The organism is Staphylococcus sp. FSL W8-1207 (assembly GCF_038003745.1).
GTDB lineage: Bacteria > Bacillota > Bacilli > Staphylococcales > Staphylococcaceae > Staphylococcus > Staphylococcus equorum.
In genome coordinates this window covers 260,201-285,918 of the sequence record NZ_JBBOPU010000003.1, presented here as the reverse complement: position 1 = coordinate 285,918, position 25,718 = coordinate 260,201, and the positions used below count along the sequence as shown (strand labels likewise).

General features: G+C 33.0%; 22 protein-coding genes and 2 pseudogenes. 15 read left to right on the top strand and 9 right to left on the bottom strand.

Annotation, left to right across the window (positions count from 1 at the left end):
* Positions 1–245: 245 nt before the first annotated feature.
* Positions 246–1,229, bottom strand: a complete 984-nt coding sequence (gene bioB / locus NSR03_RS13190) for a biotin synthase BioB (protein WP_002511733.1) — start codon at positions 1,227–1,229, stop codon at positions 246–248.
* 270 nt (positions 1,230–1,499) lie between these two features.
* Between bioB and NSR03_RS13185 the strand changes: the two genes are divergently transcribed.
* On the top strand, positions 1,500–2,918 hold the full coding sequence (locus tag NSR03_RS13185) for a sodium:solute symporter family protein (RefSeq protein WP_002511732.1): 1,419 nt from the start codon (positions 1,500–1,502) through the stop codon (positions 2,916–2,918).
* 128 nt (positions 2,919–3,046) lie between these two features.
* On the opposite strand, the gene NSR03_RS13180 is transcribed toward NSR03_RS13185, so the two are convergent.
* Positions 3,047–4,051 carry an NADP-dependent oxidoreductase gene (locus NSR03_RS13180; protein WP_069802185.1) on the bottom strand — a complete coding sequence of 335 codons (1,005 nt, stop codon included), beginning with the start codon at positions 4,049–4,051 and terminating at the stop codon, positions 3,047–3,049.
* 189 nt (positions 4,052–4,240) lie between these two features.
* On the opposite strand from NSR03_RS13180, the gene NSR03_RS13175 reads away from it, so the two are divergent.
* Entirely contained in the window at positions 4,241–4,582 is a 342-nt protein-coding gene (locus NSR03_RS13175) for a helix-turn-helix domain-containing protein (protein WP_021339371.1), read from the top strand.
* A gap of 72 nt (positions 4,583–4,654) precedes the next feature.
* Positions 4,655–5,014 (top strand): DUF1304 domain-containing protein, encoded by a 360-nt coding sequence (locus NSR03_RS13170; protein WP_002511730.1) that lies wholly within the window; start codon positions 4,655–4,657, stop codon positions 5,012–5,014.
* 72 nt (positions 5,015–5,086) lie between these two features.
* Here NSR03_RS13170 and NSR03_RS13165 read toward each other — a convergent pair whose 3' ends face one another.
* On the bottom strand, positions 5,087–5,851 hold the full coding sequence (locus NSR03_RS13165; RefSeq protein WP_069802187.1) for a 2OG-Fe dioxygenase family protein: 765 nt from the start codon (positions 5,849–5,851) through the stop codon (positions 5,087–5,089).
* A 410-nt stretch (positions 5,852–6,261) separates the two neighbouring features.
* Here NSR03_RS13165 and NSR03_RS13160 point away from each other — a divergent pair, with 410 nt between their 5' ends.
* The 3 genes from NSR03_RS13160 to NSR03_RS13150 all read left to right on the top strand — a co-directional run bounded on the left by NSR03_RS13160 (position 6,262) and on the right by NSR03_RS13150 (position 9,683).
* Positions 6,262–7,641 carry an LLM class flavin-dependent oxidoreductase gene (locus NSR03_RS13160; protein WP_021339374.1) on the top strand — a complete coding sequence of 460 codons (1,380 nt, stop codon included), beginning with the start codon at positions 6,262–6,264 and terminating at the stop codon, positions 7,639–7,641.
* Between the two features lie 25 nt (positions 7,642–7,666).
* Positions 7,667–9,166, top strand: a complete 1,500-nt coding sequence (locus NSR03_RS13155) for a sodium:solute symporter family protein (protein ID WP_069802189.1) — start codon at positions 7,667–7,669, stop codon at positions 9,164–9,166.
* A gap of 127 nt (positions 9,167–9,293) precedes the next feature.
* A complete protein-coding gene (locus NSR03_RS13150) occupies positions 9,294–9,683 on the top strand; it encodes a tautomerase family protein (protein WP_069821164.1) in 390 nt (129 codons plus the stop codon).
* A 105-nt stretch (positions 9,684–9,788) separates the two neighbouring features.
* Here NSR03_RS13150 and NSR03_RS13145 read toward each other — a convergent pair whose 3' ends face one another.
* Complete coding sequence (locus tag NSR03_RS13145; RefSeq protein ID WP_002506316.1) at positions 9,789–9,932, bottom strand: hypothetical protein; 144 nt, start codon at positions 9,930–9,932, stop codon at positions 9,789–9,791.
* Positions 9,933–10,305: 373 nt separating this feature from the next.
* Here NSR03_RS13145 and NSR03_RS14490 point away from each other — a divergent pair.
* From NSR03_RS14490 to gtfB, 6 genes and pseudogenes are all read left to right on the top strand, one after another.
* Positions 10,306–10,404 (top strand): annotated as a pseudogene (locus tag NSR03_RS14490) (YSIRK-type signal peptide-containing protein); the annotation flags it as partial.
* A gap of 1,569 nt (positions 10,405–11,973) precedes the next feature.
* Positions 11,974–13,347: pseudogene (locus tag NSR03_RS14485) on the top strand (hypothetical protein); the annotation flags it as partial.
* A 210-nt stretch (positions 13,348–13,557) separates the two neighbouring features.
* Positions 13,558–14,013, top strand: coding sequence for an LPXTG cell wall anchor domain-containing protein (locus tag NSR03_RS13135; protein ID WP_305143915.1), 456 nt, complete (start codon positions 13,558–13,560; stop codon positions 14,011–14,013).
* Positions 14,014–14,122: 109 nt separating this feature from the next.
* Positions 14,123–14,311, top strand: coding sequence for a hypothetical protein (locus NSR03_RS13130; protein WP_002506318.1), 189 nt, complete (start codon positions 14,123–14,125; stop codon positions 14,309–14,311).
* A gap of 44 nt (positions 14,312–14,355) precedes the next feature.
* Positions 14,356–15,861, top strand: coding sequence for an accessory Sec system glycosyltransferase GtfA (gene gtfA, locus NSR03_RS13125; protein ID WP_069821161.1), 1,506 nt, complete (start codon positions 14,356–14,358; stop codon positions 15,859–15,861).
* Positions 15,854–17,176, top strand: a complete 1,323-nt coding sequence (gene gtfB / locus NSR03_RS13120; RefSeq protein ID WP_069821160.1) for an accessory Sec system glycosylation chaperone GtfB — start codon at positions 15,854–15,856, stop codon at positions 17,174–17,176. Before gtfA ends, gtfB begins: the two co-directional genes overlap by 8 nt.
* A 60-nt stretch (positions 17,177–17,236) precedes the next feature.
* Here gtfB and NSR03_RS13115 read toward each other — a convergent pair whose 3' ends face one another.
* The 4 genes from NSR03_RS13115 to NSR03_RS13100 are packed head-to-tail and all read right to left on the bottom strand — an operon-like array spanning position 17,237 to position 19,662.
* Positions 17,237–17,872, bottom strand: a complete 636-nt coding sequence (locus tag NSR03_RS13115) for an ABC-2 transporter permease (RefSeq protein WP_069802503.1) — start codon at positions 17,870–17,872, stop codon at positions 17,237–17,239.
* Positions 17,872–18,714 (bottom strand): ABC transporter ATP-binding protein, encoded by an 843-nt coding sequence (locus tag NSR03_RS13110; RefSeq protein WP_069821159.1) that lies wholly within the window; start codon positions 18,712–18,714, stop codon positions 17,872–17,874. The genes NSR03_RS13115 and NSR03_RS13110 overlap by 1 nt, the downstream gene beginning before the upstream one ends.
* 28 nt (positions 18,715–18,742) lie before the next feature.
* On the bottom strand, positions 18,743–19,462 hold the full coding sequence (locus NSR03_RS13105) for a DUF3169 family protein (RefSeq protein ID WP_069821158.1): 720 nt from the start codon (positions 19,460–19,462) through the stop codon (positions 18,743–18,745).
* Positions 19,459–19,662: a helix-turn-helix transcriptional regulator gene (locus tag NSR03_RS13100; protein WP_002506324.1), complete on the bottom strand. Its 204-nt coding sequence runs from the start codon at positions 19,660–19,662 to the stop codon at positions 19,459–19,461. The genes NSR03_RS13105 and NSR03_RS13100 overlap by 4 nt, the downstream gene beginning before the upstream one ends.
* A 127-nt stretch (positions 19,663–19,789) precedes the next feature.
* Between NSR03_RS13100 and NSR03_RS13095 the strand changes: the two genes are divergently transcribed.
* Positions 19,790–20,314 carry a DUF3267 domain-containing protein gene (locus tag NSR03_RS13095; protein WP_069821157.1) on the top strand — a complete coding sequence of 175 codons (525 nt, stop codon included), beginning with the start codon at positions 19,790–19,792 and terminating at the stop codon, positions 20,312–20,314.
* A 10-nt stretch (positions 20,315–20,324) separates the two neighbouring features.
* On the opposite strand, the gene NSR03_RS13090 is transcribed toward NSR03_RS13095, so the two are convergent.
* Positions 20,325–21,149 (bottom strand): AraC family transcriptional regulator, encoded by an 825-nt coding sequence (locus NSR03_RS13090; RefSeq protein WP_069821156.1) that lies wholly within the window; start codon positions 21,147–21,149, stop codon positions 20,325–20,327.
* Between the two features lie 185 nt (positions 21,150–21,334).
* Between NSR03_RS13090 and melB the strand changes: the two genes are divergently transcribed.
* Positions 21,335–22,723 carry a melibiose:sodium transporter MelB gene (gene melB, locus NSR03_RS13085; RefSeq protein WP_069821155.1) on the top strand — a complete coding sequence of 463 codons (1,389 nt, stop codon included), beginning with the start codon at positions 21,335–21,337 and terminating at the stop codon, positions 22,721–22,723.
* A 15-nt stretch (positions 22,724–22,738) separates the two neighbouring features.
* Positions 22,739–25,714 (top strand): glycoside hydrolase family 2 TIM barrel-domain containing protein, encoded by a 2,976-nt coding sequence (locus NSR03_RS13080; RefSeq protein WP_069821154.1) that lies wholly within the window; start codon positions 22,739–22,741, stop codon positions 25,712–25,714.
* Positions 25,715–25,718: the final 4 nt, after the last annotated feature.

The window sequence follows — 25,718 nt, the reverse complement described above, 5'->3', positions numbered from 1 at the left end:
ATTTAAAAAATTGGTAAAATGATTATTTTGTTATAGTATTGTGATTTATTTTATATAGTGTTACTTTGTCTTGATTAGAAGTTTGGAAAAACTTAGTGAGCTGATTGATTAAGAAGTATCATGATCTAAGTTAGCGTACAGATTTGAGGTTAATATATTAAAGGATTTTAAAGTTATAGTTTGGGGATGAAATCAAATTTCATATTTTTGATTTCATCCCCAGTTTTTTTTATTAAAATAAAGTTTTATTCTTCTTGCAGTTCATTGTATCCAAAGTCAATTTCAAAACCTAAATCTTGAATCATTTTATAGTCTAGTTGATTTGGCTGTCCTCCAGTAATTAAATAGTCTCCTACAAATATTGAATTTGCAGCCTTCAAAGCTAAAGGTTGTAGTGAACGTAAATTAACCTCTCTACCTCCAGCAATTCTAATTTCTTTAGATGGATTAACGAGTCTAAATAAAGCAATTAGTCTTAAACATTTCATAGGAGTTAATTCATCCATTTCTCCGAACTTTGTGCCTTGAATAGGATGTAAAAAATTAATAGGAATACTATCGGCATCAATTTCTTTTAAGGCAAATGCCATATCAATAATATCTTGATTTGATTCTCCCATACCACAAATGACACCAGAACATGGTGAAATATTGTTTGCTTTCATAATTTCTAAAGTATTGGTTCTATCCTTATAAGTATGTGTAGTTACAACTGTTTCATGGTAGTTTTCGCTTGTATTTATATTATGGTTATATCTATCGACACCAGCTGCCTTGAGTTTTTTAGCTTGCTCATCATTGGTTAATCCAAGACATGCACATACTTTCAACTGTGGGTGATTTGATTTTATTTCTTCTACAGTTCTACTTATATGGTCAATTTCTTTATTACTTGGACCTCTACCGCTCATAACGATACAATAAGTGCCTATATTGTTTTCATGCGCTACTTTGGCACCACTAACGATTTGTTCTTCTGGCACTAAACTATAGCGCTGCTTTTGTTTCATATCCCTAGATTGACCGCAATAACCACAATCTTCAGGACAGATACCACTTTTTGCATTTAAAATCATGTTTAATTTTACTTTTTTGCCGTAATAGTGTTTTCTTAATATGTAAGCCTCGTTTAATAAATCTAATGTGTCTACGTTAGAATCTTCATATACATTTAGCAACGTATCTTTAGTTAATATTTTCCCTTGTAAAATGTTTTCAGCTAATTTCATATTAATTCTCCTCATTTAATTAGGCTTTAATAGTTTCTCCTTTTTATAATAAGGCTATTTCTATACAAATGTAAACTAAAATAAATAAATGGTTTACATTAACTCCGTACTAGCTGAAAATTCTGATGAGGGGGGAACAAGGTTTTATATTCAACTTGCTTAAGGAAGTCTAATAAAATTTACAAAAACTTAAAATTTGATTTGATTCATCTAAGTAGTCACGATAAACTAAAGTCATTGTAAAAAATATATTTACGAGGGGATAGTGTAGTGTTTAATAGTAGCGAACAATTAATTTTAGGATTTACGATCATTATTTATTTTATTTTTCTATTGCTCATGTCTGTATACATACAACGAAAAATTAAAACTTATGATGACTATAATATGGCAAGTAGAACGGTAACATTATGGCCACTGATTTTAACATTTGTCAGCACTGGTGTAGGTGGCGCGACATTGTTAGGTTATATGGAGAATGGTTATACATTAGGTATGGGACAGCAGTGGATTCATATAACTATGATGGCCGCTGTTATCGTACTTGCATTCTTTTTATTAAAACGTATTAGATTATTAGGTGAAATGCACAATATGGTAACAATCGGTGATTATACTGCGCTTCGTTATGGAGAATCAGCACGTATTCCAACTGTTATCAGTTTCTTATTTGCTTATTGTGCGATGACAGGTATGCAGTTTGTTGCAATTGCTTCTATTTTAAATTTAACAATAGGATTAAATATGACAGCGGGTATTATTATAGGATGTATCTTGCTGACTATAAAAACTTATCTCGGCGGTTTAAAAGCTGTGATTTGGCAAGATGTTGTTCAAGGGACGATGCTAACGATTGGTATCATAGTACTATTCTTTGTGGTTATATTCTACTCAGGTAATTGGAGCGAAATTAAAGCTAATGCGAGTAGCCAAAATCAAAATGATATGTTGAACTTCCTTAATATCACACCAAATGAAATCTTAATTTATCTGTTAACATTAGCTTTTTATCAATTTATCAGACAAGATGTGTGGCAACGTATTTGGGCAGCTAAAGACTTGAAAACTGCGAGAAATGGTTATGGCCTCTCGATGATTATTGCGGTAGCATTAGGTGCAATGACAGTGTTTATTGGTGTCTATGCTAAGTTTGGTTTGAATTTGGACATAGCAGAAACCCCATTAGTTTATTATAATGTCATCCAAAACGTGTTCCCATTTCCATTAGTCCTTGTAATGATTATAATATTATTAGCAGCAGTCATATCTAGTGCGGATTCCTTCTTTATTGCAGGTTCTTCATCTATAGCTAACGATATTATAAAACCAAATGTGAAAAGTGATAATCAGAATAAAATGCTGTTATATAGTAAACTTTCAGTGTTAATCGTAGCTGTGATTTCTTTAGTATTGGCGCTTATGATCCCAGGATTAGTAGATCTTATGGTAACAGGTACTGCAATGTCAGTTTCAGGCTTACTTGCGCCAGTGATGTTCGGTCTATTTTGGAAAAAACCTACGAAGCTTGCAGGTAACATTGCAATGTGGAGTGGGCTTGGTTCAGCAGTGATATGGCAAATACTAGGTCATCCGTTTGGTCTACATCCAATCTTAATTGGGTTGCCACTATCAATAATTATGTTATTACTTGTAACATTCTTTGGTAAAAAAGATTACGCAACAGTTTAAGCAAACAGTTCACCAAAACTTTATAATAAATAAAAAATCTCACTCATCTTATTTGATGAGTGAGATTTTTATTATAAGCTAATTGTGTTTTTTATATCATATACTTTCATATTAGATTATATCTCAAGTTATTCTTCTGATATTTTAACCACTTGTTTACCAAAGTTTTCACCAGAAAATAATTTTCTAAATGCATTAGGCAATTGATCAAAACCTTCATCGATTGTTACTTGTGATTTTATTTTATCTTCAGCTACCCATTTGGCAAGTTGTTCGCTTGCTTCTTTAAAATGCTCTGCAAACTGTCCTACTACAAAACCTTGCATTAGGGCTTGGCTTTTAACTAGTGTTTCCTGAATTCTTGGTCCCATTTCAGTTTGCGTATTATTGTAAGTTGAGATTGCACCACAAACAGGTACACGTGCAAATGTATTTAAATGTTTGAAAACTTCATCTGATAATTTTCCACCGACGTTTTCGTAATATACATCAATACCATTTGGTACAGATGCGGCAAGTTGTGCTTCAAAATCATCGCCTTTATAATCAACAGCCGCATCAAAGCCTAATGTGTCTGTTAAATATTGTGTTTTTTCTTTTCCACCGGCAATGCCAACTACTTTTGCGCCTTTTATCTTAGCAATTTGTCCTACTACAGACCCTACAGCGCCGGAAGCAGCAGATACAACAACTGTTTCTCCCTCTTTTGGTTTACCTATTTCCAACAAACCAGTATATGCTGTCATACCTGGCATTCCTAAAATGCTTAAGTATAAATGTAGAGGAACTTCTGTGGAAGGTATTTTAGTCACTTGATTGGCATCAGTAGTGATTATTCTTTGCCAAGGTAAGACACCCGTAACATAATCTCCTTCTTCCAAGTATTCTACTTCGGATTTTATAACTTTCGCTAAAACATGCCCATCAATTGGTTTGCCGATTCCATAAGGTTTAACGTAACTTTTTGAATCATTCATTCTTCCACGCATATAAGGATCCACAGAAATATAAATAGATTTTAATTGTACTTCACCCGTACTAGGTTCTGGTGTTTGGATTGTTTCGTATTTAAAAGTGTCATCTTTAGGTAATCCTTCTGGTCTTTCGTTTAATACAATTTGTTCATTTTGCATAATAATCCTCCGTTTTAATGTTTTTTAATTAGTGTTTAAACTGACTTGCTTAAATAAAATGATTTCTTGTAATAATGATTGCTATTGAAGTATAGAAATCAAACCTTTTTTATTGTTTTTCCTCCTCTTGCGTGGTTATATAATAAGATAACAGTTAAACCTTAGTTTAAGAGAAGGGATGTGCTTACATTGGAAAAAATTTATATTGATCAAGTAGCAAGCATATGTGATATAAGTAAAAGTAAATTAAGATTTTATGAAAAAAAGGAGATATTAAAATTTATAGAAAGAGACACTAATAATAAAAGGCTCTATAGTAAAGATGATATTGAAATGATAAAATTCATCAAATGTTTAAGTAATTTGAATATGAGTTTAAAAGAAATCAAAAAAAATACAGGTATGTTATATGATAATGAAATAGATATAAAAACAATATTAGAAGTACATTTAGGGGTTTTAAATAACCAAAAAGAAGTATTGAACAAAAGAATTGGAGTTATTGAAGGAGAGTTACTTCAAATCACTTAATTTATTACTCCCCAGTTAAAGTTGTGATATTAATATATGGAAAGTTCATTTGAAAAAGAGGTGTATTCATTTATGAGTATTGTTACAGTAATTTTAGTTTTATTAGTTGCTATTGAATTTATATATATAATGATATTACAAACGATTAAAACGACTTCCCTTAGAACTAGTAAAATATTCAATATTAAGCAGGAAGAATTAAAAAAGCCCAATTTAAAGGTTCTTATGAAAAACCAAGGTGTATACAATGGACTTCTGGGTGTGATGTTATTATATGCGCTGTTCTTTTCCCATAATCCTAGAGAATTAATTACTTGTATTTTAATTTATATCATTTTAGTTGCTATATATGGGACAATTACTAGTCAAAAATCTATAATTTTAAAACAAGGCGGGCTCCCTATAATCGCACTTATTTCATTGCTTTTTTAGTTTGAACTTAACTTATTGCCGTAATGATGAGCTTTAAAATCCCCCTACTGTTATACAAGTAGGGGGATTTTATTATTCATCGACATCTGCAACAACTGTTTGTTGGTAATCAATTAATATGACAGATCTAAGACCTGTACCTTGTTCTGATCCTTTTTCAACTGGACTTACATAATGACTTACATTAGGGTCGTAAACGCCGTAGGATTCTAAAGGGTTCTCCATTTCAAAAACTTCTATTATATTGTTTTCATCAGTATCTTCCGGATTATTCCCAGCAGCTTCCGGTACAGCGATAGCATTCGTTCCACCAACAATATTCTTTCTTTCAATTAAATGAGCAAAAGTAAACGGCTCTCCGTCTTGGTGTAAACAGTTCGGTGAGGAAACAGCTTTATCTCCGTCATTTTTTACATACAATTTAACGAAATGCACTCCCACATGAATCGGTAAAATTTTATCCTCTTCGTTCCAAAACGTTTCATGATAGTTGGCTATTATAATATCGTTCAACAATTTATTACTTCTTATATTTTCATCAATAGAATGGAATTCTCTATATGAGCCAGAATGTTCTGGATTAAACTTCCCTTGAAAATACGCAGAATAATCAACGCCATTTCTTTCAATGGTAGGAAGCCAAAAAACATCTTCTGTGCCAGGTAACACGATTGCTCTAGAGTATCTTCTATATCTATTAAGGTTAGGGGCATAATCATCTTCAGGTAGATCAGCAAAGTACGCTAATATTTCATTATAATCTTGTTCAATACCCTCATAATTTAAACTTTTCATTAAATCATATCTTGAATAACCATCTTTTTGTAATTTATTCATTATTCAATAGTATCCTTTCTGTTTTTAAATCTAATAATGTTTGAATGTCCGTACTAATTGCGTCCAATTGTTCATGATTCTTATATATGTGACTTAATAATCTCTTTTATATTTTATACCATTGTAAGTAGCAAACACAAATATCGATAAATTTTGATTTTCTAAAAATGAACAAAAACATTTTACCGATTTAATCCGACTATTCTTATATCATTTACCATTTTGGTGTTGACGAAGTATATAATATTCGCTATATTTACTAGCATAGATGTTATCTGAAAATTCTATATATTGAGAATTTTCATCTTAGGAAATGAGTAAAGTAATTCAAAAAATATTAAATTAAATTTTAAAATTTCCTCAACAGTCACTATTAAGCACAACGAAACTACATTTAGGAGGAAAAACATATGCCGAAGAAGCAGATACATTTTAATGGATTTGTTCAAAACTCACCATCCCCACATTCATCTGGATTATGGAAACATGACAAAGACCAAGGTGCACATCATAATCAATTAGATTATTGGATAAATATTGCGCAAACTTTAGAGAAAGGTAAGTTTGATTCTATATTTATTGCAGACGTTTTAGGAACATATAGTGTTTATAATCAATCGAGTGATGCTGCAATTAAGCATGCAGTTCAACTGCCTGCGCACGATCCTATACCGATTATTTCTGCTATGGCGGCAGTGACAAAACATATTGGATTTGCCCCAACAATTTCTACTACATATGCACAACCGTATAGTTTAGCTAGACAATTATCTACATTAGATCATTTAACTAATGGTCGTTTAGGTTGGAATGTTGTCACTTCTTATTTAGAAAGTGAAGCGATTAACTTAGGATTGAAAGAACGATTACCAAAAGATTTAAGATACAACAGAGCAGATGAATTTCTCCAAGTCGTTTATAAACTTTGGGAGGACAGCTGGGAAGATGGGTCTGTAGTTAACGATAAAGACACGGATACGTACGCGGACCCTGATAAAGTGCATGAAATTAACCACGAAGGTGAATTCTTTAGTGTGCCAGGACCCCATATAGTTGAACCATCACCTCAAAGAACACCTGTATTATTTCAAGCAGGTGCTTCAGAAAAAGGTAAAACGTTTGCGGCGAAACATGCAGAAGCGGTGTTTACGAAACATACTTCAGTTGAATCATTGAAACGCTATGTAGACGATATACACACAAGAGCTGAACAGCATGGCAGAAGTAAAGAAGATATTTTAGTATTCCCTATGGTACTCCCAATTATCGGAGAAACAGAAGAAGAAGCCTATCAAAAATACGAAGCATTAACAGAACATATTAGCTATGAAGGTTCCGCATCATTATTAAGTGGACATACAGGTATTGATTTTTCAGAGTATGACCCAGATCAGTATATAGAAGATATTGAGACTGAAGCGATGCAAGGCAATCTTAATATGTATACCAAAGACCCACACCATAAATGGACACTCAGAGAAGCTGTGAAAAATCATGGTCTAGGCAATGGCACAGCTAAATTTATTGGAACGAAAGAGCAAGTCGCTGACAAGTTTGAAGCATGGGCAGTTGAAGGTGGGGCCGCTGGGTTTAATATCGCCCAAAGCTATTCACCTGGTACATTTGAAGAATTTGTCGATTATGTTATCCCTGAATTACAAAAAAGAGGTCTATATAGAACAGAATACGAAGGCACAACACTTCGTGAAAATATGTTCGGTAAAGATCAAAAAACAATAAAGGAAAATCATCCAGCAAAAAACAAGAGTGCAGCGAATACTCTTATATAAATTAATAATAAAGGAGTAAAGAACAATGGATGAAATTACTCTCTATACATGGATAGGCTTCATATTATTTATGATAGTCATGGTTATTGTCGGTTATATCAGTTCACGTAAGATGAAAAATATTGCTGATTTTGCCACTGGTGGTGGTAACATTGGGCCTAGAGTGCTTGGACTATCATTTGCAGCAACATACTTAAGTGCAGCCACCTTTTTAGGCTATCCCGGTTGGTCATATGAATGGGGTCTTAATAACTTATGGTTATTTCTAGCCATGTTTATTGGTGGACCCACGGGTGTCTTAATGGTGGCTAAAAAGGTAAGGAAATTGAATACAAATCAAAAATCTTTATCTCTTCCAGATTGGTTAGGAGATTTTTACGATAGTGATATTATGCGTGTCGGTACTGGCATCATACTTCTTTTTAATATATTTTATATAGCCAGCCAGTTTGTTGCAGGCGCAAGGATTTTTGAATATTTACTCGGTATGTCTTACTTTAGCGGACTCGTCTTTATAGCCGTTATTGTCGTACTATACGTATACGTTGGTGGCGCACTTGCAGATATCTATACCGATGCGATTCAAGTGGTAATTATGGCCATTGCAGGTCTTGCTGTATTTATCTCAGGAATCGTTATTTTTTGGAAAGGGAGTATAACAAGTACATTTGCTGGTATCGCAAATAATTTATCTAACCAAAATGAAAATTTAGTTAAGGTATTTAATCCAGAATCTGTACATTTCAACTCTTTTGCCATGGTTTTAGGTGCAATCGTTATACAGTGGGCGTTTGCTTCTGCACCACATTTATTCAATAAAATATTAGGTTTGAAAAATGAAAAAGATTTAGGGAAAATGATTAATACTTATATTATGGTCACGGGGCTGTGTCTACTCGTGCTATTCGGTGGTATATTCGCTCGTGTCGCGCTTGGAGATAGTGTCGAAACGTCAGACTTAGCACTGCTTGACTATATCATTTGGGCATTTCCTGCAGTGATTGTAGCACTTTTCGGTGTGGTCATTTTAGCTGCAGCAATGTCGACAACAGATGGATTATTTGTATCTATTTCTACAGTATTTGCGAATGACATATTCTTGAAGTTCTTAGTTAAAAGAAAAATAATTAATATTAGTGATGAAAAAGCGAATAGAATTGCATTTCAAATAAGTAAAATCAGTGTGCCAATTGTAGGTGTATTATCATTTTTACTTGTTTTACAACCACCAAAGCATATGAGTGACATTATGTGGATTGGAATATCAGGCATCGCAGCGGGCACATTAGGTCCTATCTTACATGCCATATACGCTAAAAGGAAAGCACCAGCGAGAGCAGCAGAGTTATCTATGTTTGTAGGGCTAGGTTCATATTTAGTCATTTACTTCGGCGGTATTATTCCAAGTACTATGTCGGCAGGGGCAGTAGCAACATTTATCGGTATCGCAACAATTACAATTGCTGCATTTTTCATCAAGCCAAAAGATAATCAAAAATATAATGTAGAAGAAGGTAATAATTAATGTTTGTTAATGAGATGTTATCGATATGGTTATATGGTTTTCTAGGAATGTTTGTTGTAGTGTTTATTTCGTTAAAAGTCGGATATTCAAATAAAGATAAATAAATAATTTTAAAAGGAGCATTTACATGCCATTAATTAAATTAGACATGATCAAAGGTAGAGAAAAAGAGGAAATCAAAAGTATTTTAGATATCACATATAACGTGATGTTAGATGCGTTTCAAGCACCAAAAGGTGATAAATATTTAATTGTGAATCAACATGAGGACTATGAAATGGAAATATTAGATACAGGCTTAGGCATCGAAAGAACGGATGACGTGATTGTATTTACTATTGTTTCAAGACCGAGAACAAAAGAACAAAAAACGACATTCTACAAAAATTTAGTGAATACGTTACATGAAAAAGTAGGCATTCGTAAAGAAGATATTATGATTAGTTTAGTAGAAAATACCGCTGAAAACTGGAGTTTCTTTAACGGTGAAGCACAATTTTTAACAGGTGAGTTATAATCTAACTCAAGGACATATTATTTCGTTAGGTGACAACACTTATATAAAGCATAAAAAATACACTTCCACTTAGTAGCGGAAGTGTATTTTTGTGTTTATCAAAAATTAGAATTTATCTTTTAAGTCTTTAGCTTTGTCTGTTGCTTGGTCTTTCAATTCTTCTTTTTTCTCGTCGTCATTTTTAATTTCGTTGGCCTTATCTTTAGCTTTATCTGTTGCTTGATCTTTATACTCGTCAAACTTACTCATAAATAAACGCCTCCTTAAAATGTTATATTACTATGATTCCACATATCAAAGAAGTTAAACATATTTATTTTTAACTTTTTCCATAATAAAGAAAATATTTTAAAACCTAGACAAACCCTGTGCTAAAAAGCATTAGGTTTGTCTTTTAGTTTTATTATATAACCATAAAATCTAATGAGAAAACGTTTTCAAATAACACATTTTTCAACTGTAAAAAGTATTAAAAATTAATCTTTATTAAGTTGAATTCTAATTAAAATATAAAAATAAACGTGAATAACACGAAAAAAATAATTTTTAATAAAGTAATAGTATTTTTATGAATACAATGTAATATGTAATCATACCTAATATTAGAGGGGGAGTTTATGCAGTGAGAGAGAGACAGAGGTTTTCTATAAGGAAATTGGGAGTTGGCGTTGGATCTGTATTGATTGGTCTTACGATTTTTGCAACAAGTGGGAACGTTGCATCGGCTGATGAGAGACAAAATAAGGGAGATAGTTTTGAATCCGTCGTGTCAGATAAAAGTGTAGGCGAAATTGGGAGCCCTATACAAAATGATACAGAAAAGCCAAGTGAAGATGAAAAAGGTACGATTGAAACTGCTCAACAAGAAATTGAAAATGTGAAAGCTGAGAATACATCAGAAGTTTCACAAGAAAAGTCAGAATTATCAAACGAAAGTAAAGAAGAAGTAACACAAGAAGAGACAACAACATCAACAGAAGATGTGAAAAGTACGGAAGAAGTTTCACAAGAAACACCAAAAGCATTACCTGAAGATGAGAAAAACATAGATGAGGTAACACCAGAAGAGCAAGAACCAGTAACTGAAGATGTGCAAAGTACGGAAGAAATTTCACAAGAAAAATCAGAATTATCAAACAAAAGTAAAGAAGATGTATCAGAAGTAACACAAGAAGAGCCAGTGACACCGACAGAAGATGGAAAAGATACAGAAGAAGTGACACAAGAAGATACGAAAGAATTACCAAAAGATGAAAAAGACACAGAAGAAATAATCGAAGAAGATACAGAAACGTCGCCTGAAGATGAAAAAGATACAGAAGAAGTACCTGAAGAAGATACGAAAACATCACCTGAAGATGAAAAAGACAAAGAAGAAGTGACACAAGAAGATACAAAAACATCACCTGAAGATGAAAAAGACACCGAAAAAATAACCGAAGAAGATACAGAAACAGCGCCTGAAGATGAAAAAGACACAGAAGAAATACCTGAAGAAGATACAGAAACGTCGCCTGAAGATGAAAAAGATACAGAAGAAGTGACACAAGAAGATACAGAAACGTTACCTGAAGACGAAAAAGACACAGAAGAAATAACACAAGAAGACTCGGAAATATCACCTGAAGATGAAAAAGAAATAATTGAACCGGCTGAAGAAGGATCAAAATCAGAAGATGAAGATATAGCAGAAACAAATGCGACACTTCAACGAAGAGCAGATGTAAATAATCAAGCTACTGAAGGTATACAAACCTATGCTGCGCTTGCAGATGTTACACTTTTGGATAATATGGAGCTAACAGCGACTCATAATAATGGTGTATTAAATCTACAATTAGAGGGGAGACCTTTAGTTGGTTTAGGCGTAGGAAATACGTATCCAACATTCCAATTGTCTCCACAATTCCGTGATTTAATGGCAGATTCTAATTTTTTAAATGCTATAGAATTAGATTATGATTTACCAGGATTGCTTGGTGTATTAAGAAATACTGGAACTTTACAGGGCAACGAATTGACGATTGACCCTAATACGGGTGTAGTTTACGGGACAGTTGAAAATTTAGTGAATTTAGGTGTTGGTAGTAGAGTTACTTATAATTTGATGATTGATTTAAACCAATTGACAGAAAATGGTATGTTACCTGAATCTGATCTACCAGGAAGACAAGAATATAATTTTTCATCAGCTGCGGGTAGTGGTTTAATAAATGTTGATCTTCTCGCAAACAGCGGAAATGACACATCTATTGTTATAGAAAACGAAGAGGATTCAGAGTCCATTAGTGAAAGCGAATCATTGAGTACGTCAGAGTCACTCAGCGAAAGCGAATCATTAAGTGATTCCGAATCACTAAGTGAAAGTGAGTCATTGAGTGCCTCCGAGTCATTAAGCGAGAGTGAATCGTTAAGTACGTCAGAATCGCTAAGTGAAGTTGAAAGTGAATCACTAAGCGAAAGCGAGTCATTGAGCGCATCAGAGTCGCTAAGTGAGAGTGAGTCGTTAAGCACATCAGAATCACTAAGCGAAAGCGAGTCATTGAGTACGTCAGAATCACTAAGTGAAAGTGAGTCATTGAGTACGTCAGAATCACTAAGTGAAAGTGAGTCGTTAAGTACTTCTGAATCACTAAGTGAAAGCGAGTCATTGAGCACCTCTGAGTCGCTAAGTGATAGCGAATCAATGAGTACGTCTGAGTCACTCAGCGAGAGCGAGTCATTGAGTGCGTCAGAGTCACTAAGCGAGAGCGAGTCATTGAGCACTTCTGAATCATTAAGTGAAAGTGAGTCGTTGAGCACTTCTGAATCATTAAGTGAAAGCGAGTCATTGAGTACATCGGAATCATTAAGTGAAAGTGAGTCGTTAAGTACATCAGAATCACTAAGCGAAAGTGAATCATTAAGTACGTCGGAATCACTCAGCGAAAGCGAGTCATTGAGTACGTCAGAATCACTAAGCGAAAGTGAATCATTAAGCACGTCAGAATCACTCAGCGAAAGCGAGTCATTGAGTACGTCAGAATCACTAAGCGAAAGTGAGTCGTTAAGTACGTCAGAATCACTCAGCGAAAGCGAGTCATTAAGTACGTCAGAATCACTAAGTGATAGCGAGTCATTGAGCACATCTGAGTCACTAAGTGAAAGTGAGTCATTGAGCACGTCAGAATCACTAAGTGAAAGCGAGTCGTTAAGCACATCAGAATCATTGAGTGAAAGTGAATCATTGAGTACATCGGAGTCACTCAGCGAGAGCGAGTCATTGAGCACTTCTGAATCATTAAGTGAAAGCGAGTCGTTAAGCACATCAGAATCATTGAGTGAAAGTGAATCATTGAGTACATCGGAGTCACTCAGCGAGAGCGAGTCATTGAGTGCGTCAGAGTTACTCAGCGAGAACGAGTCATTGAGCACTTCTGAGTCGCTAAGTGATAGCGAATCAATGAGTACGTCTGAGTCACTAAGTGATAGCGAATCAATGAGTACGTCTGAGTCACTAAGTGATAGCGAATCAATGAGTACGTCTGAGTCACTAAGTGAAAGTGAGTCGTTGAGCACTTCTGAATCATTAAGCGAAAGTGAGTCGTTGAGTACTTCTGAATCATTAAGTGATAGCGAGTCGTTGAGTACCTCTGAGTCACTAAGTGAAAGCGAGTCGTTAAGCACATCTGACTCATTAAGTGAAAGTGAATCAATGAGTACATCGGAGTCACTAAGCGAAAGCGAATCGTTGAGTACTTCTGAATCATTAAGCGAAAGTGAGTCGTTAAGTACGTCAGAATCACTAAGTGAAAGTGAATCAATGAGTACGTCAGAGTCATTAAGCGAAAGTGAGTCATTAAGTACATCAGAATCACTAAGTGAAAGTGAATAATTGAGCACATCAGAGTCATTAAGCGAGAGCGAGTCAATGAGCACATCAGAGTCACTAAGTGAAAGCGAGTCGTTAAGCACATCTGACTCATTAAGTGAAAGTGAATCAATGAGTACATCAGAGTCATTAAGCGAGAGCGGATCAATGACTTCATCTGATCCAAATAATTCATTAGATTCTACAAACGCAGCAGAAGCAACGAACAATTCATCAAGTTCTATAGACACAGCAGAAGCATCAAACAATTCTTCAGATTCTACAAATACATTAGAATCAGCAAATGATTCAGATTCTGAGAATGAAGCGAATCAAAATGATAAAGATAAAGACAAAGATTCAGAGTTACCAGATACAGGTGACGATACAACGAAGAATGGATTGTTAGCAGGTATTCTTGGACTAGGTGGTTTAGCACTACTGAGAAGACGTCGTAAAAAAGAAACTGATAATAATTAATAACATTTGATTTGAAAATCAATACAAAATACAGCTGAGGATATTCTCCTTGGCTTATTTTGTTATAATAAGTTAATAAATATTTCTATAGTTATAGGAAGTGTAATATATGAGTGAAAATATAAATGAAAAAGAAGAATTAGATCAAATAAATAAACAAATTGAAGAAGAATTAAATGAATATGATGCTGAAAAAGATCAACAAAAAGCAAAAAAAGAATTTCTGACACTTAAGTTCTTTGGCACGTCTATTATATTGACCTTTATGATTTTTAGCATAGTGAAATTGTTTGTTTGATAAGTAAAATTGTGATTTTAACTTTAGTTATTGAGGTGTAATACATGACGATATATAACATGAATTATGGCATTGGATGGGCAAGTAGTGGTGTAGAGTATGCGCAACTTTACAGAGCTCAAGCTTTAAGAGGAAGAGCGGAAACATTAAAGTTTGTGTTTTTAGAATTTATAAAAACTGAAAATATACAAACCTTAACAAAAAATTTAGGGTTTAATGATGATGAAGTGGTATGGTTATACCAATTTTTCACAGATATAAAAATAGCACCTTCAAGTGTTAAATTAGATGAGATTATTCAATCATTCAATGACGACATCACTAAAACAGAAGCTGAAGGAAAAATTAAAAAGTATTTTTTTAATAAAAGCAGTAACTATATCGTATGTCATTTGAAAGACGAAGATAGCGATATTGTTGATAGAGTCGAATATGTATCAAGAGGGAAGTTACTACGCAAAGATTATTATTCCTATGTACGTGTCTTTTCAGAGTATTACGCCCCTGAAGATAATATGGCTAAATTATATATGAGAGTCTTTTACAATGAAGACGGTTCTACAGCATATAATGAATATGTAAATGGTGATGATAGTATGTTTGTCTTTAAAGATAGAATACTATATTCCAAACAAAATTTTATTGCATATTTCATGGAAAAACTTCAGTTGTCGCAGGAAGATATGATTTTATTAGATCGCTCAAAAGATATTGGTCAAGTTATGATAGAAAATAAAAATCAAGCTAAATTAGGTGTAGTGATTCATGCAGAACATTATAATGCATCGACAACGAACGACGATTATATACTTTGGAATAATCATTATGAATATGTATTCACTAATGCGCAGGAAATTGATTTCTTTATCACAGCAACGGAAATTCAAAATAAACTGCTGACAGAACAATTTGAAAAGTATAATCATATCATGCCTAAGATATATACAATTCCTGTAGGCAATTTAACAACTTTAACACAACCTTTAAATAGAAAACCTTATTCTATTATTACAGCTTCAAGATTAGCAGCTGAAAAACGTGTAGATTGGTTAGTTAAAGCAGTCGCAATTGCGAAACAACAAAGACCTGAAATAACATTTGATATATATGGAGAAGGTGCTCAAAAGCAGACATTGCATAACCTTATTCGTGAAAATAATGCAGAAAGTTATATCACATTACATGGCCATGTAAATTTAAATCAAGTATATAAGAATTATGAATTGTTTCTATCAGGATCAACGAGTGAAGGTTTTGGATTAACATTGATGGAAGCGATTGGTTCAGGATTAGGACTTATTGGTTTTGATGTTAATTATGGAAATCCGACTTTTATTGAGGACAAAGTAAATGGCTATCTCATACCTATTGAATTAAATGTAGAGTCAGAGTTAGAAATAGTAGGAAAAATTGCTAAAGCTATAATTCGATTTTTTGAAAATGATACAAATGATTTCCATGAGGCATCTTATAAAGTTGCTGAACAATTTACACAAGATGCTGTAAAAATCCAATGGAATAATTTAATTGAAGAGGTGCTTTATGATTAATTTATTTGAAGCTTTCGATAGACAAACAATAGTCCTTTATAATTCATTTAAATTTTCTGGTATGAATAGACAAACAATCGTTATTGAAGCAGATGGCTTTCTTCCTGATGATGTTAAAACCCCATATGAATTCTTTGCAGAAAATGAAAATTTGCCAGTTAAACCATTATTTTTTAACCAAGTTAAAACACCGAAATTCTGGTTGATTGAAGGCAATAATAACGATGCTGTAATTAAAGATACGGGAGATATTAAAGCGAGAATTATTTATAAAAAGAATTATAAACATAGAATCGTAGAACGTATCGAATGGTTAAATAAACAAGGACATACGCAGTATATTGATTATTATAATAAATATGGATACAGTTATGCACAAGTAGTATTGGATCCTAATACCCATAAAAGAATATTAAAACGCTACTATAACGCTAAAGGTGAAGTGTTTCTGGTTGAGAATTTCATCACAAATGATGTTATTTTGAATTGGCAAGGCAAAGAATACTTCTTCCATTCGAAAATACAATTCGTTAATTTCTATATTCAAGTTTCAGGATTAGAATCCGAACAATTTTTAATTAACTCATTTTCAGTACCAGCCGCAGTGATGAATGGTTTAAGCGAGCCTAGCAATGATTATTTTTATTGGCAAGGTGATATTACGAACGATATTATTCGTCATATGGAAAATATACTATCTAAAGAACGTAGATCATTCAGTATTATTGTGCCGAGCGATGAAGCCTTCGAACAACTTAAATCATCCATTAGTGATAAATGGAAAAATAGAATATATAAATCTGGATATGTATATAAATTCCTGAAGTCTAATAATCATTCTAACCAAGTGCTAACACTAACAAATTCTGACCAAATACCGCATTTAGAACAAATTGTACAAGCACATCCACATTTAGATTTTCATATTGCAGCTATGACTGAAATGTCTAAGATATTAATGAACTTGAATAAATATACCAATGTTAAATTATATCCAAATGCTAAAAAGACTGAATTTAAAGCACTTTATAAAAAATGCGATATCTATTTAGATATTAATAAAGGCAACGAAATATTAGATGCAGTTAGGGCAGCTTTTGACTACAAACTATTAATTTTAGGTTATGATGCCACTGCACACAATAAGGTAGTAACAGCACCAACTCATTTATTCGATGTAGAGCATCCTGATATGCTAGTCAGTGCGTTAGAGGAAGTTACACAACACAATGACACATTCGATAATTACTTAGAATTACAATTACAACAAGCTAATGCTATCGATAAAACAACATTTATTGAATCAGTAAATTAACAAATCACACAATAATAAAAACTCCCAATGACTTTATAATTAATTCATTGGGAGTTTTTGCTAGAGTTCTTGTTTATTAAATATTTTAATTGATGAAATGTATGAAACTATTAATAAAATAATACCTAAAAGTGCATAGGTACTAACTACGAGTAAATTACTTGTTAGGTTAGCTATACCTTCAATTGATCCAGATGAAGCGAGAATTGGCATAATAAATCCAAAGAATACTAGGAAAAATAAAGCTATTACTATAAAAGATGTTGTGATTAAAATAACATTTGAATTTTCTGGTCCAAATTTAAATGTTAAAGGGAACATTATAGCGTATGAACCAGCGCCACCTATACCTATTAACATAGATACTAACGTGAGATTTAAATTTTGTGTTATGAGTGCTAATGGTATAACACCGATGATAAGTCCTATTAAAATAAGAACACCGTAGAAGATGAAATAACTGTTTACGTATGCACTTCTACCTTTAGGTAAAGTCGACACATAATACATCCATTTTGAATCCTTCTCATGTTTAATGTTATCAGTTACAGGTGAAATAAGAAAAATCATTGGTAAAAAACATGTCATGATAGGGTTCATAAATGTGAATAGTATACTAGAGACAATACCTACAATTAAGTAAGTAAAGAGTGATTTTTTTGATGAGTAATAACTGCTAAGTGTTAATCCCTTCATTATTTATCACCTCTCATAATTAATTTGGTTGCGTCATCAATATTTTGCAAAGGTCTCGCATTTGTTATTTGGCTGCGATTATTAATTAAAGTAGTCCTCGTGTTATTACGAGCTCTTGAAGCTACAATAAGATCAGTTGGAATATTGAAATCTTCTTCAGGTTGCTCAATAATGCCATAATTATCCAACAATTTTTGTTTATTTTCTTCAAAAATAACTTTGCCATCTCGCATAAATACTAATTTAGTTGCAAGCTGTTCGATATCTTCTGAAATATGAGATGAAATTAAAATTCCATTATCTTCTTCTATGTAATCCTCTAACATTTCAATAACTTCTTCACGACTTGAGACATCCATACCGGCAGTAGCTTCATCAAGAATGAGAAGTTTACTTTCGTGTGCTAATGATATTGTCAAAGCAGCTTTCATACGCATACCACGCGAAAAGGATTTGATTGCATTATTATTAGGTAACTCAAATTTATCGATTATTGAAAAGAATTTTTCGCTATTCCATGATTGATAAATATTAGAAAACACTTTATCAATTTCTTTGATTGTTAGTTTGTTTGGTACACGCAAATCATCAAATACAACACCAATATTTTCTTTATAATTGGAATCACTTTCTGTTATAGTTTCATCGAAAAAAATGACTTCTCCACTGTCTTTAAAGCGATTTCCTACCAATGTATTAATCAATGTAGATTTACCCGAACCATTTTTCCCAATTAAACCTACAACTTCTCTTGGTTTGATTGATAGTGAAATATCGGAAAGGTGAAAGTCAGATTTTGTGTAAGACTTATTTAAATTTTGAACTTTTAAAAGATGTTCCATAGATACACTCTCTTTCTATATATTATATTTATAAATAAAATTTACGGACTTTTAACATATAACCAAATGCATTATAGATAAAAAGAATAATAATAAGGAGCAATCCTAAAAGTTGGTTGATGCCAGCAATTAATGAGAATAAACCTAATATCATTCCACCAATAATCAATAAAGTAAGATTGATATGATAAATTTTGAACATAGAGACGAGTGTTATATGACGTTCGCCTTCGTCCATGATGTCTAGAATTTTCTCCGTATACTGAGCTTCACCTTGTTTTGGATAACGACTATCAAATTTCCTTACAAAGAAACCAATCATTAGAGAAGGAATAATTGTGATTAAATATGGAATAATAGGATAAAAAATGTCCCCCTCAGAAGCATTTACCATCACTATAATAAGCATACAAATTAAACTAATTAGAATTTGAACATAATAAATGAAGCTCGTTCTCATAAACATCATATTTGCCTTCTCTTCATATTCATCAGCTTGTTGCCCCTCTATATCATGGTTCAATTTTGATTTGAATGTGAGTGCATTTTTTTGAACTTTATATAACACTAGCGTAAGGATTATATTAATGAGGGATGCAATGAGACAAACAATGATTGTAATTTCGTGGCTTGCGAAACTTATGTTTGAAAAATGACCGTTATTTTCAAATATGCCAAAGGATAGGCCAATAATACCACCAATGAGTCCTCCTACTAAAACAAGCAATAAATAGCGTCCTACTTTCATAAATCTTCCTCCTCAATTATGAAGATGTTTTCAACGGGTTCATTAAATATGCGAGCAATTTTAACAGCTGTCAGAATTGATGGCATAAAATCATTACGTTCTATTAAAGAAACAGTTTGTCTAGAAATTCCTGCGTTTTTAGCAAGTTGTGTTTGATTATAGCCATCACGTGCACGTAATTCTTTAAGTCGATTGCGCATTATTGATCAACTCCTTAGGGTTAATATATATTACTTTTGTCATTTTGACAACTATATTTGTCAAAATGACATGTATCGTGTATGTTATATGTGAGAAATTTATAATATGAAGAGGGGAGTCATTATTATGAAAAAAATTGATATTATAGGTAATGATTCGTTAATAAAGGCATTTTCTAAATATCAAATCGCCTTATGTATTGTTTTTGGTGGCGTGTTTTTTTTCATGGTAAAGATGTCTGATACTATTGATATTTTCGATTCAATGTTAGCTAATATATTTATTGGAATAGGGTTATTTATAGGGACATTTATCGTACATGAATTAATTCATGCTTTGTTTTTCAAATTATTTTCACCATTGAATAAGGTGAATTTTGGGATGGCTAACGGCATGATATATTGTGCAATACCAGGGGGAAGCTTTACGCCATTAACTTTTGCTATAAGTGCAATAGCACCATTTGTAATTATTACTTCAACTTTCATCATAACTTTTTGTATGGGAATTTTACCCAAAGTGTTCTTTTTATCATTTGCTACCATGCATACAATGTCATGTGTTGGAGACTTTTATTGGGTGATTAAAATGATACAAACGCCTAAGCATTCTAAGATTGAAACTACAGATAGTGGCATTGTTATCAGTTAAAACTTGGAAGTTACGAAAAATTATTTCGATATTCAGACGCACTAATTTCAAAATGCTTTGTAAAATTTTTAGAAAATAGTAAAGGATCCTTATATCCGACTTTACTTGAAACTTCACATATCATGTTATTCGTATGTATAAGTAATTGAGATGCATGATACATACGGATATATGTTAAGTATGCTTTTGGAGAACAATTTAAATTCTTCTTAAACAGCTTGAATAAATGACTGCGAGTGACATTAACATATTGCGCAACATCAACGACACTAATATTCTTGTGATAGTTTGAATTGATAAATTCGACTGCTTTTTGGATATCTTCGTTAACAATATCGACGTTAACTGAGAAATTTTTAGGAAACTGTTCTTGTAGCATATAAACTAATTGGTATATATGCTGCATGATTAAAATATCATGTGAGTTGCTAGACGCAATGGTTTTTGAAAGATTACAGATATTTTGGATCGTTTTTTTAATTTCAGAAGTGTCTTTACCTTTAATGACGTGATAATCAACGATATAACTGCGTGCTAAATAATCTAGAATCTGTTTACCGCTAATACCAACCCAATAATAAGTCCAAGGTTTTGAAAATGAAGGCTTATATTCAACTTCCATACCTTTTTCTAGTAAAAACATATCGCCTTTTTTTAAGTTAAAACTCTCCCCATTATATTTAAAAATACCTTCACCATGAGTCACGATATGTATGACAGATGTTTGGAAAACTGTATAATTATAACCTACGTTTGGTACACCGACTTCAATACCACATTCTACTAAATTAGCATCTATTAACTTTTTGCTAAATTTTTTCCATAAAACTTGCATAACACACCTCTCAATTCATTATATTGAACTTCTTTAGACTTATATAACCACATTATAATAACAAAATGCAACATTTTGCCATATAACATCATCATTATGCTATTCATTACACGCACTTTAAGTTGTAAAATGACATTAACATATATGTAAACGCTTTAAAAAGTGAAATTTTAGAGGTGGAGAAGATGGATAGATATTTAACTGGAAAGCAAAAATTAGCTTTTGGATTTGGTGCAATAGGGAAGGACGCCATATTTAATATTGTTGGGCTCTTCTTAATGTTTTATATCACAGATATTGTAGGTTTATCTCCTGCGTTTGTCGGAGTTATGCTTTTTGTTGCACGTATTTGGGACGCGATTAATGACCCGATTATGGGGATGATCGTTGATAATACGCGGAATAACTTTGGTAAGTTCAAGACTTGGCTCGTTATCGGTACGCTTGCTAATGCTATTGTTACAGTCTTGCTGTTTACGAATTTAGATTTATCTCAAACGTCTATGTATATTTATATATCGATTATGTATATTTCCTGGGGAATGACATATACGATGATGGATATTCCATACTGGTCTTGGTTACCGAACTTGACGCATAATCCTAGAGAACGTGAAGAGATTTCAGTTATACCTAGATTTTTCGCAAGTTTAGCTGCATTTATTGTAGGTACTTTTGGTTTGTTCTTTATACATAAATTAGGTGATGTCTTTGGTAGTGGCAGTGATTCAGTAGGAATTTTTGTCTTTGCCGTAATTTGTAGTATTGTTTTTATCTTTACGATAGGTGTAACAGTATTCAAAGTACCTGAAGATCATGAAATGGAAAAACAAATAGGTATTAAAGTTAATTTTAAAGATATTGGTCGTATTTTATTTAAAAACAAAGAGTTACTTGCCATCATGGGTATTTTATTAACTTTTAATTTATGTCTACAAACGCTTAATGGTTCTATCATTTATTACTTTAAATATGTAGTGAATGCGGAACATTTATTTTCAATTTTTAATTCAATGATTCTGTGTGAAATGCTTGGTTTGCTACTTTTACCACGTTTTATTAAATGGGTTGGTAGAACTAGAGCGTTTAATACATCCATTACACTTATCATAACTGGTTTGGTTATTATTTTAATATCAGGCTTCGTGGCGCCACAGAGTACTATCTTAGTCATTATAGGTGCAGGTATGTTACGTGTTGGTTCAGGATTTATGATTGGTATAACAACAGTGTCGCTTGCAGATGTGATTGATTATGGTGAAGTGAAGTTTGGGCAACGTAATGAGAGTGTGATCACTTCCACAAATACATTTTTAACTAAAGCTTCACAAGCAGTTGCCGCTTTAATTGTGGGGATTGGCTTATCTGTATTAGGTTATACGCCGAATGAGGCACAATCAGAGACCACGGTTAATGGTCTGCGTATCATGATTATTGTCGCACCGCTAGTTTTCGTTAGTCTAACAGCATTTTTATATCATAAAGCATTCCATTTAAAAGGTGACTTTTTAAATGATATTGAGAAAACACTCCGATATAAACGTCAGAGAGAACATAGAGAGAATATTAAATAGAGGGGATGTCATTTTATGTTAGAAAAGCAATTTCATGAAAATATGGAGGTTCAGCATGTGAACTTGATGCCAAGACGTGCATTTTATATACCTTATCAACGAGGGGAGGCTGACTACCGTTTAGAAACACGTTATAATACAAAAAATGTGACATTATTAAATGGTGATTGGCACTTTGAATATTTCAATTCTCTAGAAGCATGTTTAAATCAACCTCAACAGATTAAAAAGGATATATTGCCAGTACCGTCTGTATGGAATTTATATGGCTACGATCAAATACAGTACCTTAACACACAATATCCAATTTCATTTGATCCACCATATGTTCCGAAGTATAACCCATGCGGACGTTATACGCGTTCTTTTGAGTTAAGTTCATATGATATGCAGAGTGATTATCATTTGAATTTTGAAGGTGTCGCTAGCGCATTTTATGTATGGATAAATGATCAATTTGTAGGTTATAGTCAGATATCTCATTCTATTTCAGAATTTGATATTTCAAAATTTGTACGTGATGGAGAAAATACGATACAAGTTCTTGTATTAAAATATTCAGATGGCACATATTTTGAAGACCAAGATATGTTCAGACATTCAGGTATTTTTAGAGATGTTTATATTTTAAAACGAGCGCAATCACGTGTAGATGATTTTAAAATTGAAACACACTTAAATGATGATTTGAATAAGGCAACGATAGATGTGAACTTGGCACTTAAACAAGGATTAGACCAAGTTGAATTACACTTATATAATCCATATGGTGAATTAGTCAGCAGTACTCAAGCTTCAGAACAGTGTAGGTTTACAGTTAACAAACCACAATTATGGTCAGCAGAAAGCCCTGTACTTTATACGTTAGCAATTACTACTGCTCAAGAAGTGATTACCCAAAAAATTGGTATTCGAGAAGTTAAAATCAGAGATAATCAATTTTATATTAATGGACAATCTATTAAATTACGTGGCACCAATCATCATGATAGTGATCCTAAAACAGGCTATACGATAAATGAAACTCAATTTATGAGAGATTTAGAGCTTATGAAGCAAGGTAATTTTAACGCAATTCGTACAGCACATTATCCGAAATCGCCTTTATTCTATGAATTAACAGACCAATATGGCTTTTATGTGATGAGTGAAGCAGATTTAGAAACGCATGGTGTAGTTCGTTTATATGGTGAAGAGAACACTGAGCACTTTAATATCATTACGGATGACCCTAAATATCAAACTGCAATTATCGAGCGTATTGAAGCATCAATAATCCCTTTGAAAAACTATAGTTCGATTGTTTCATGGTCAATGGGTAATGAATCTGGATATGGCGTTAATATGGTTGAAGGCTTGGCACGAGCGAAAGAATTAGATGTTACACGACCACTTCATTATGAAGGCACATTACATCGTGATAAATCAAAAGACTATGATTTATCTAACGTTGAAATGATTAGTAGGATGTATCCATCTCCAGAAGAAATTGAAACGACATATTTGAAGAACCCGAATTTAGATAAACCCTTTATTTTGTGTGAATATGCGCATGCCATGGGGAATTCACCAGGCGATCTTCATGATTATCAAAAGCTTGTTGAGGCATACGATAGTTTTATTGGAGGGTTCGTATGGGAATGGTGTGACCACGGAATTCAGACAGGCGTGAAAGATGGTAAGCCAATATTTAGGTATGGTGGAGATTTCGGAGAACGTCTACATGATGGTAATTTCTGTGTGGACGGTATTGTTTCACCTGACCGTATACCTCACGAAGGATATTATGAATTTAAACATGAACATAGACCTTTAAAAGTAATAGCGCAAGATGAGTATCAACTGACATTACGTAATCAACTTGATTTCACACATATAGAAGATTATTTAAGTGTTGAAGCAACCGCTACTTATTTAAATGGAAAGCGTCAGACGTTTGAAGTTACTTTTACTAAATTCGCACCCCATACGACTCAAAATATTGATTTAAGTGATTATATTAATATAAATGAACTTAGTGATGTGATGTTACACTACAAATTGGAATGTACAGATAAGTTACGTCCGGCTCATTTTGAATTAGGATATGATCAAATCGTGTACCAACGCCAATCAATGACGTATCAGAATACGAAACCGTCATCAATAGCATATAAAGACGATATTCATACAATCCATGTTTCTATTGGTGATTGGATATACACTTTTAATAAAATAGATGCGAGTTTAAAAACAGTTGCGCATGAAGGTGTAATAGTTATGAATCAGAAAACAGAAAATAATCTATGGCGTGCACCAACAGATAATGACATCAATGCTAAGCAAGAATGGGCATACGCTGGATATAAAGATATTACTACGCGTGTGCATGATTACAGAATCGTTGAAAATAAGAGTGACGTCAGTCTTGTTTTTGATATTGCGTTGGTTAATGAAGCGGTTCCTCCTGTGCTTTCAGGTACACTTACGTGGACAATTCAAAACGATGGTACACTTACTGTGAATTATGATTTAGCGAAAGATACATTAGCGCCATTTCTACCACGTTTCGGTTTAGCCATGACATTACCAAGTAACTATGAGCAAGTCGAATATTATGGGAATGGTCCTTATAGCAGTTATCAAGATAAAGGTGTGGCAACATATTTAGATTATTTCGAAACGACAGTGACAGATAATGTAAGTAACGATATCAAACCTCAAGAATCAGGAAGTCATAATCAGACTACATTTGTTAAAGTTTCAAATGGTCGAAATGCTATGGTTTTAACAAGTGGAGACACATTCAGTTTTAATACAACGCATTATTCATTAAATCAGCTAACGCATACGTCACATAAAGACGAATTAGAAGTCGAAGATTATACGTATTTGTATATTGATTATGCTCAAAGTGGGATTGGCTCTAATAGTTGCGGTCCAGAATTAAATGAAGCTTATCGACTCAATGATACACAATTAAAATTTAATTTTAAATTGAATTTTGAGTAGCTAG

What these genes read in the sequence shown, in the direction of transcription:
- NSR03_RS13180 (WP_069802185.1), bottom strand. Translation starts at nt 4,051, where the DNA reads ATGCAAAATGAACAAATTGTATTAAACGAAAGACCAGAAGGATTACCT.
- NSR03_RS13090 (WP_069821156.1), bottom strand. Translation starts at nt 21,149, where the DNA reads ATGCAAGTTTTATGGAAAAAATTTAGCAAAAAGTTAATAGATGCTAAT.
- NSR03_RS13170 (WP_002511730.1), top strand. Translation starts at nt 4,655, where the DNA reads ATGAGTATTGTTACAGTAATTTTAGTTTTATTAGTTGCTATTGAATTT.
- NSR03_RS13165 (WP_069802187.1), bottom strand. Translation starts at nt 5,851, where the DNA reads ATGAATAAATTACAAAAAGATGGTTATTCAAGATATGATTTAATGAAA.
- NSR03_RS13150 (WP_069821164.1), top strand. Translation starts at nt 9,294, where the DNA reads ATGCCATTAATTAAATTAGACATGATCAAAGGTAGAGAAAAAGAGGAA.
- NSR03_RS13080 (WP_069821154.1), top strand. Translation starts at nt 22,739, where the DNA reads ATGTTAGAAAAGCAATTTCATGAAAATATGGAGGTTCAGCATGTGAAC.
- NSR03_RS13110 (WP_069821159.1), bottom strand. Translation starts at nt 18,714, where the DNA reads ATGGAACATCTTTTAAAAGTTCAAAATTTAAATAAGTCTTACACAAAA.
- NSR03_RS13100 (WP_002506324.1), bottom strand. Translation starts at nt 19,662, where the DNA reads ATGCGCAATCGACTTAAAGAATTACGTGCACGTGATGGCTATAATCAA.
- NSR03_RS13145 (WP_002506316.1), bottom strand. Translation starts at nt 9,932, where the DNA reads ATGAGTAAGTTTGACGAGTATAAAGATCAAGCAACAGATAAAGCTAAA.
- NSR03_RS13115 (WP_069802503.1), bottom strand. Translation starts at nt 17,872, where the DNA reads ATGAAGGGATTAACACTTAGCAGTTATTACTCATCAAAAAAATCACTC.
- gtfB (WP_069821160.1), top strand. Translation starts at nt 15,854, where the DNA reads ATGATTAATTTATTTGAAGCTTTCGATAGACAAACAATAGTCCTTTAT.
- NSR03_RS13105 (WP_069821158.1), bottom strand. Translation starts at nt 19,462, where the DNA reads ATGAAAGTAGGACGCTATTTATTGCTTGTTTTAGTAGGAGGACTCATT.
- NSR03_RS13095 (WP_069821157.1), top strand. Translation starts at nt 19,790, where the DNA reads ATGAAAAAAATTGATATTATAGGTAATGATTCGTTAATAAAGGCATTT.
- melB (WP_069821155.1), top strand. Translation starts at nt 21,335, where the DNA reads ATGGATAGATATTTAACTGGAAAGCAAAAATTAGCTTTTGGATTTGGT.
- gtfA (WP_069821161.1), top strand. Translation starts at nt 14,356, where the DNA reads ATGACGATATATAACATGAATTATGGCATTGGATGGGCAAGTAGTGGT.
- NSR03_RS13155 (WP_069802189.1), top strand. Translation starts at nt 7,667, where the DNA reads ATGGATGAAATTACTCTCTATACATGGATAGGCTTCATATTATTTATG.
- NSR03_RS13160 (WP_021339374.1), top strand. Translation starts at nt 6,262, where the DNA reads ATGCCGAAGAAGCAGATACATTTTAATGGATTTGTTCAAAACTCACCA.
- NSR03_RS13130 (WP_002506318.1), top strand. Translation starts at nt 14,123, where the DNA reads ATGAGTGAAAATATAAATGAAAAAGAAGAATTAGATCAAATAAATAAA.
- bioB (WP_002511733.1), bottom strand. Translation starts at nt 1,229, where the DNA reads ATGAAATTAGCTGAAAACATTTTACAAGGGAAAATATTAACTAAAGAT.